This window comes from Salmonella sp. SAL4457 (assembly GCF_046548235.1).
Taxonomy (GTDB): domain Bacteria; phylum Pseudomonadota; class Gammaproteobacteria; order Enterobacterales; family Enterobacteriaceae; genus Salmonella; species Salmonella enterica.
In genome coordinates this window covers 1-386 of the sequence record NZ_JBGDZO010000110.1, presented here as the reverse complement: position 1 = coordinate 386, position 386 = coordinate 1, and the positions used below count along the sequence as shown (strand labels likewise).

Annotated in this window: 1 protein-coding gene; it reads right to left on the bottom strand. The window is 65.0% G+C overall.

What is annotated here, in order from left to right:
• Positions 1-386: CsgG/HfaB family protein (locus ACLJNW_RS23465; protein ID WP_410961121.1), on the bottom strand; the 386-nt coding region annotated here is incomplete at both ends.

Genomic DNA, 386 nt, shown 5'->3' with positions numbered 1-386 from the left:
CTTGTTCACCGCCACGCGCATGGCCAGGGCGAGAACCTTGCGGTTGAGGGTCGAGTCGTAGCTGGCGGTGCCGCCGAAGCCGATCACCTCGCGGTTGGACAGGGCGTACTCGCCAGCGCCCTGGGTCGAATCGACGACCTCCGAGGTAGAGTTGTTGACGCTGTTCAGCGCCACCTTGGCGTTTGCTAACTGCGACTTGCCGCGGCCGAGGATGCCAACCAGCTGGCGGTCGCCGACTTCCTTGCGGCCGAACTCGGTGACGTCGCCGGTCACCACGTAGTCGGCACCCTTCAGGCGCTGGGCCTGGCCCTTGATCGCCGCTTCCTGCTGGATCTCGCTCATGTTGTCGCGGTCCAGCACGTTGAAGCGATTGGTCTGCTGCAGGT